The organism is Desulfovibrio sp., from assembly GCF_047607245.1.
GTDB lineage: Bacteria > Desulfobacterota > Desulfovibrionia > Desulfovibrionales > Desulfovibrionaceae > Desulfovibrio.
Genome location: NZ_JASGDK010000177.1, coordinates 1 through 7,338, shown reverse-complemented (window position 1 = coordinate 7,338; position 7,338 = coordinate 1). Strand labels below are relative to the sequence as shown.

General features: G+C 58.8%; 4 protein-coding genes and 1 riboswitch. Of the genes, 2 read left to right on the top strand and 2 right to left on the bottom strand.

The window, feature by feature from the left end; genetic code table 11:
* On the top strand, nt 1-1,324 hold a 1,324-nt coding region (locus tag QM579_RS13030), incomplete at its 5' end, for an NAD(P)(+) transhydrogenase (Re/Si-specific) subunit beta (RefSeq protein ID WP_414999563.1).
* A gap of 446 nt (nt 1,325-1,770) precedes the next feature.
* Nucleotides 1,771-2,274 carry an AbrB family transcriptional regulator gene (locus QM579_RS13025; protein WP_414999562.1) on the top strand — a complete coding sequence of 168 codons (504 nt, stop codon included), beginning with the start codon at nt 1,771-1,773 and terminating at the stop codon, nt 2,272-2,274.
* Nucleotides 2,275-2,512: 238 nt separating this feature from the next.
* On the opposite strand, the gene metE is transcribed toward QM579_RS13025, so the two are convergent.
* Both metE and QM579_RS13015 read right to left on the bottom strand, forming a co-directional pair.
* Nucleotides 2,513-4,789 carry a 5-methyltetrahydropteroyltriglutamate--homocysteine S-methyltransferase gene (gene metE, locus QM579_RS13020; protein WP_414999561.1) on the bottom strand — a complete coding sequence of 759 codons (2,277 nt, stop codon included), beginning with the start codon at nt 4,787-4,789 and terminating at the stop codon, nt 2,513-2,515.
* Nucleotides 4,790-5,003: 214 nt separating this feature from the next.
* A riboswitch (cobalamin riboswitch) is annotated at nt 5,004-5,362 on the bottom strand.
* A 328-nt stretch (nt 5,363-5,690) separates the two neighbouring features.
* Nucleotides 5,691-7,338 (bottom strand): tetratricopeptide repeat protein (locus QM579_RS13015; protein WP_414999560.1); only part of this gene is annotated, 1,648 nt, incomplete at its 5' end.

Here is a 7,338-nt window from a genome sequence, read left to right as displayed (position 1 = left end):
GAACCCTGCGGCCAACAGCGCGGAGGGCACGCCCATCTACGGCATGCCCATCCTCAAGGCCGACGAGTGCAGGAACATCATCATCTGCAACTACGACGACAAGCCCGGCTACGCAGGCGTGCCCAACCCGCTGTACGAACGTGACGGCGTGATCCTCATGACGGGCGACGCGGCCAAAACCGTGGACCGTCTGGTGAGCTTTGCGCTTGGTGAAAGCCCGGCTGCCGACGCTGCCGCCTCTGGCGACAGCAAGGAAACCGCCGCTGCCAGCCTGGTGCAGAACGCCAAAAACGTGATCATCGTGCCGGGCTACGGCATGGCTCTGGCCCAGGCGCAGTACAAGGTGAAGCAGCTGGCCGACCTCTTTGAAAGCAAGGGGGCCAAGATCAGCTATGGCATCCATCCTGTGGCGGGCCGCATGCCCGGGCACATGAACGTACTGCTGGCCGAAGCCAATGTGGACTACGAAAACCTGCTTGAAATGGACACCGTTAACCCGATGTTTGCAGAGGCTGACCTTGTCATCATCGTGGGGGCCAACGACGTTGTGAACCCCGCGGCCAACAGCGCAGAAGGCACGCCTATCTACGGCATGCCCATCCTCAAGGCCGAAGATGCCAAGAACATCATCATCTGCAACTACGACGACAAGCCGGGTTATGCAGGTGTACCCAATCCCCTGTATGAACGCGACGGCGTGATCCTCATGACGGGCGATGCCTCCAAGAGCTTTGACAAGCTGCTGGCATACGCCCACGGCGAAAGTCCGGCGGGCGCTCCGGCTGCCCCGGCGGCCGCCTCGGGGGCTGGCGGTGGCGAGCAGGTAGACCAGGTGCTTCGGGATGCCAAGAGCGTTGTCATCGTGCCGGGCTACGGCATGGCGCTTGCTCAGGCCCAGCACAAGGTGAAGCAGCTTGCTGATCTGCTGGAAGCCAAGGGCGTCACGGTGAGCTACGGCATTCACCCTGTGGCGGGTCGCATGCCCGGCCACATGAACGTGCTGCTGGCCGAAGCCAATGTGGATTACGAAAACCTGCTTGAAATGGACGTTGTAAACCCGATGTTTGCCGATGCCGATCTGGCCATCGTCATCGGGGCCAATGACGTTGTGAACCCCGCGGCCAACACAGCGGAAGGCACGCCCATTTACGGCATGCCCATCCTCAAGGCTGGCGAGGCCAAAAACGTCATCATCTGCAACTATGACGACAAGCCCGGTTACGCCGGGGTGGACAACACCCTGTACGGCAAGCCCGGCGTCATCATGATGCTTGGCGACGCATCGGCCACAATGGACAAGCTTATAGGCATACTTCAGAAATAACCGCGTAGCGGACAGCTTTGAAGTAGACCTTTTTAATTACCGTATCAGGCGGCCCTTTTCATGAAGTCAGCGTGCATTTAGCGTACTGACTGAAATGAAAAGGGTCGCTGTGTTTTGCGCAATGCGAGGTTTATTTCCGGGAAGGATTCGTCTGGACCGTGCCGCTACGCGCGCTTTTTCATTGATTTCCGGCGAGTTTCTCACTGAAATAACGAGTAAAGTTACTTCGTGGCGTGCGGCCTGAACTGGCGCGTTTAAACTTTGGTGAAGGCAAATGCCCTATCAAGAAAGAGCTCATTTTTCGGCTGAAGAATGCGTTTTCTTGCTATTTTGGATATTGAGGCGTGAAAGCAATGGGCGTATGCAGGGCAGACGGCGGATGGCTACCCGCCCAATCATGACGCGGCCCCTGCCACAGGCCCCTGCGCCGCGAGAAGGAAGGATTTATGACGACCCTGATAACACTTTTTGCCGTTGGTTTGGCTGGCGGCCTGGTTTTTGACTACTTTGACCTGCCGGGCGGCCCGATGACCGGGGCCATGCTGGCAGTGGTCATTTTTAAAAGTTTTGGCTCAGTCAGCACGCCGTATATGCCCCATTGGATCAGGTATCTTGTCTATGGCTGCGTGGGCGTGATCGTTGGCAATATGTACAGCCCCGGCATGCTGAATGTCGTGCGGGAAACGTGGCCCATCATGCTGCTTTCCACCTTTGTCATTCTGGCGGCTGGCCTGGGTTGCGCCTGGATAAGCATGCGCTTTGGCGGCATGAGCGCCGGGGGAGCCTATCTTGCCACCAGCCCCGGCGGCTTCAATGCCATTATGGCTCTGGCGGGAGATGCAGGGGCCGAAGCGCCAATGGTTATGGTCTACCATCTGGTGCGCATCTACGCCATTGTGCTCCTGTCTCCGCTGATAGCAAAGCTCCTGACCATTATGGCGAGAGTGTAAAGAGGTTTGCGCGAGCAGGCGTTTTACCTTAGCGAAAGCGCGTTTTAACGCTGCTCTGTCCCAGTATTGCCTAATTCCACTGCCTCTGAGTCCCCTGATCGAAATCAAAAACCCCCTTAAAGCAGACTGAAATAGCAGTAAGAGTTTTAGGGGGAAGGAGTGTGGGGAAAGGACCCTCTTGCAAAAGGGTCCTTTCCCCACAAATCCTCTCAAATCCTAACTACATTCCCTGAATACACTAGGCAGGCAGCTCCACTCGTACACGCAGGGCAGCGGCCACCATATTTTCCAGAGCCGGGTATGCCTCTTCCCATCGGCGCGTTTTGAGACCGCAGTCAGGGTTGACCCAGAGCTGGCTTTTGTCGATGTGTTGCAGCGCCAAGCGCAGCAGGTGAACCATTTCATCCGCCGTGGGAATGCGCGGGCTGTGGATGTCATACACACCGGGGCCGACCTCGCCCACGTAATGAAAGCGGGTGAAGGCGTCCAGCAGCTCCATGCCGCTGCGGCTGGATTCAATGCTGATGACATCGGCGTCCATGCGCGCAATGGCGGGCAGAATGGCGTTGAATTCGCTGTAACACATGTGGGTATGGATCTGGGTGCGGTCTTCAACACCTGTAGATGTCAGAAGAAAGGCGTCCACTGCCCATTGCAGATAAACGGCGGCCTCTGCGGCAGTGAGGGGCATGCCCTCGCGCAGTGCGGCTTCGTCAATCTGGATAATATGTATGCCTGCGGCCTCAAGGTCAGTCACTTCATCACGTATGGCCAGGGCGATCTGACGGCAAACTTCGCTACGGGGCAAATCGTCACGCACGAAGCTCCAGCAAAGAATGGTCACCGGCCCGGTGAGCATGCCCTTGACGGACTTTTGCGTCAGGGATTGCGCATAGCGTGCCCATTCCACAGTCATTGGCGCTTTGCGGTACACATCGCCGTAGATGACGGGCGGTTTGACGCAACGGCTGCCGTAGCTCTGCACCCAGCCATTGCGGGTAAAGCAGAATCCGCCCAGCTGCTGACCAAAGTATTCCACCATATCATTGCGTTCGGCTTCGCCGTGTACCAGCACATCCAGCCCAAGTTCCTGCTGTTTTTTGATGCAGTTTGCGATTTCAGCTTTGATGGCGGTTTCGTAGTCTGCCTGACTCATTTGCCCGCGCTTGAAGGCCAGCCGTGTTTTACGGATATGGTCTGTCTGCGGGAAGGAACCGATGGTCGTGGTGGGCAAAAGCGGCAGGTGCAGCCAGTTTTGAGCCTCTTTGCGGGCGGCACGCGGCGATTTGCGGGCCAGCATGGCTGGCGTTACGGCGGCGGCACGGTCACGCACCGTGGATACCACGGTGTCTGCGTGAGCCTGTGCTTCGGCCAGCAGGGCGGCATTGGCAGCCAGCAGATCCGCGCCCTGACCCTGGGCCATGGTCTTGAGGTTGGCCAGTTCCGCGCATTTTTGCACGGCAAAGGCCATGCGGTTTTTGATGTGGGCAGGCAGGTCGGTTTCTTCCGCAAGGTCCACGGGGCTGTGCAAAAGCGAGCAGGACGAGGCCAGAAGCACGCGGTCAGCGCCAAGGACGCTTACGGCGCGATTTATGAGACTGGTTGCCTGTGCGTAGTCGGTTTTCCAGATATTGCGCCCGTTGACCAGCCCAAGAGACAGGGCCATGTGCTCTGGCAAGGCGGCTGCCACGGCATCCAGCTGATCGGGGCCGCGTACAAGGTCAATATGCAGGGCTGCGCAGCCGCTGTTTACGGCCAGAGGAAGATGTTGCACCAGCGGGCCAAAGTAGGTGGCAAGCAAAAGACTGGCTGACCCGGTACGGGTAACAGCCGCATTAAGGCTCGCATAGGCTTCGGTAAAGCGCGCGGCGGCAGCGGCGGGCAGCAGTTCGGTGCAAAGTATGGGTTCTTCAATCTGGATGCAGCCGCACAGGGAGCCCAGTTGCTCCAGCAGCGCAGCGTATGTATCCATAACCTCATCCAGTCGGGCCCACGGGTCAGCGCCGTTCTGGCCCTTGGCAAGAGCCAGCCAGGTGAAGGGGCCAATAATGGCGGCCTTGGGGGTAAAGCCTAGCGCAGAAGCACGTTTGCAGGCTTCCAGCACGGGATGTTCACCGGGCGTCCAGACTGCGTCCGCCTCAATTTCTGGCACAAGATAGTGGTAGTTGGTGTCAAACCACTTGGTCATTTCCATAGCCGGAATGTTGCGTGAGGCATCGCCGCGCGCCAGGGCGAAGTAGCGGGTCGTGGCGTCTTTGCCGCAGGCCGCGAAGCGCGCTGGCACGGCTCCCAGCATGAGGCTTGTGTCCAGCATGCGGTCATAGAAGGAAAAATCGCCCGTGGTTACGTAGCTGAGGCCTGCTTCGCGCTGGATGCCCCAGTGTGTTTCCTGAAGCTTGTGGGCTGTGTCAGTGAGGGCCTGGGCGGAAGTATCGCCACGCCAGAAGGATTCGAGAGCCTGTTTCAGCTCGCGCTGCCTGCCCATTGAGGGAAAGCCAAGAATGTGGGTTCGCATGGTTGCTCCTTTCATATGGTGTTGAAAGGGCAGTTCTTTTCACGCTAGAGCTTGTATACCTGAAATGGCTGTGACCGCCGTCTTGCAGCCATTTCACGGTACGGGTGCATCCGTACCGACGCGCGGCATTATATATGCCGCACGGCTCTGGCCGGGCGCGTGAACGCCGGGCCGGGCACTTGCCTGAACGCGAGACAGTACTGCCTTGCCGCCGGATGGCAGCAGGTGACGAGGCGTCTCCTGGCTTACGGCCCCTGCGCAATTGAGTTGCGCGTGGCCGCACCTTCCCGTTCATGAGCGGATTTGTGCAATCAGCTCGTAAAGCTTCCCTGACCCTCATGCCTTACCGTCACAGCTGACGAAAAGGTATGTTGCTGCGTGGTATTTGCAAGGTGTGCTTGCTTGCCCGTGAGATTGCGCAGCGGGTGAAGTGCTTTTCAAGAACAGTGGTGCGGCGCGGGTTTATGCCGATTACAGTGGCGCGTCCGCAACGGATTTTCACCGTTTTCCGTTTCTCATCACAATATCGAGATAAATTGATATATAAGGGGAGCCCCTCTGTCAAGCATCGATAAGCAGTGGGAAGAACCGGTTTAAAGCAGCTGGGGCAAACTGCCTTTGGGCTGGTGCATGCGTGGCAGGCACGGCCGCTGCGAATCTTGTTTCAGGTCAGGGGGTGCATTGCAGCATACTGAAAAAATAAAGGTCTTGGGCGGTGTGCGCAGGGCATTGCTGAGGGGCTACTTTGCAAGAGTGGCCTCCGCAAAATATTTCAAAGCTGAAATGCCCCGGCTTGTCTGGGGATAAGAAAGCGGCCTTTTCTCTCAGGCTGCATAAATAAAAGTACGCTTCCAAGTGAAATGGCCGATTAGTTCTGTAAGCTGAAAAAGTGTAATTATCTCTAATCCTGACGGGTCAGGTGATAGACAGCAGGTACCATATACATGAGGCTCATAAGCTGGCGCGAAGGTTCATAGCGTGTGGCAACAACCACAGAACCGAGATTCCAGATATGGTCGTCGTCGCTCTCCCCGGCAGAAGGTTCGCCAAAGCGTTCGCTGACCATATGCACAATGCTCTGGGCAGTGGCTTTGTCCTGCACGGTGTACTCCAGTTCCACAAAACCCAGAGGGGCCGGACGCCCCGGCCCATAGCAGAAGGCCGCCTGCCGTGCGCCGGGAACAAGCGCACCGGGCGTGTAGGTGTCGCAGATATAGGCGTCGTCCTGACGGGATGCCTGCATGCCTGCCTTGCCAAGAGCTTCGCGCATGGCGGGGCGGGTGGCTGTATCAAGGCGCAAGCCAAAAAGTATGGCTCCGGGGCGTGATGTGGATGGCCCGGCCATATCTTCCAGTTCTTTCATTGCGTGGACAGAGCCGCGCATGGCCGCCGCATAAAGCAGCAGCGTCGCCCGAGACTGATTTTTTTCCACTCCCTGCCCTGTGCGGTAGAGCTGGCCAAGACGGGCAAGGGCGTCGGTCTGCTGCTGTGCTGCCGCACGGCTGTACCATGCCGCAGCAGCCTTGTGATCCTGCGGTACGCCGTGCCCGCTTTCGTACATGAGGCCGAGATTGTACTGTGCTTCGGGTTGTCCCTCGCGAGCGGCAAGGTCAAACCAGCGTGCGGCTTCTTCAGGGTTGGCGTCAATGCCACGGCCCTGCTCCAGCATGCGGCCGTAGTTGCTCATGCCCGATGGGTGCCCCGCTGAAGCGGAGCGGGCATACCAGTAAAGCGCCCTGCCTTCATCCAGGTCGACACCCTGACCAAGATCAAAGAGCACGCCGATATTGTTCATGGCCTGTCCGTCGCCGCCATCGGCCAGATGTTGCCAGATTGTACGGGCCTGGGCGTAGTCCCCTTTCTGGTAGGCCTCATTGGCCTGGGCTGCCGGAGTTCCCGGCGTTACAGGGGGTTCGGGTTTTTCTGGCCCCTTGGCGTTCTCAGGCTGCACGCTGGCGGGCGCTGGCGGTGTGGAAGCCGCATCAGGCGCTTTTGCAGGATGTGCGGCTGGTTGCTGTACAGCATTTTTACTGTCAGCGGCCTTGCCGCGTGGCGCTCGCTGCGTATTTTGCCGTCCCCGCTCCTGCCGCTGGCGTTCCCTTTCCTGATTCAATTGCTGCTGGCGCAACTGGGCATCGGGAGACTGGGGTTGCATTTCTCCCGGAATGCTCCCCTTGGGGGCATGAGGAGCAGCTACCGCAGGCGTGGGGGCCACAGGCGCTGGCGGCGGTACAGGAGGCGGCGAAAGCGCGGGAACCTGGCCCGTGGGGGCCGCACTTGCGGGAGCATGGGCCGCTTGCCCGTTTTGCGCTGCCTGTGGCTGATGCGAACCTGTTTCCGCTTCTGAGAGCTGGCCGCCGAAAAGAAAGCCCATTATTTCGCGCCCTCTGGAGGGCTGCTCATTCCCGGCGGGTTGGCTGTTGCCCGCCCAGCCCGGTCTTTGTTCGGCACTGGAGGGTTGTAAGGGCGGGGCCTGAATGGTTGGGGCCTGCACAGTAGGCGCCTGAACCGTTGGCACGGCAACTGTGGGTTCGTGAACTCTGGGTTCG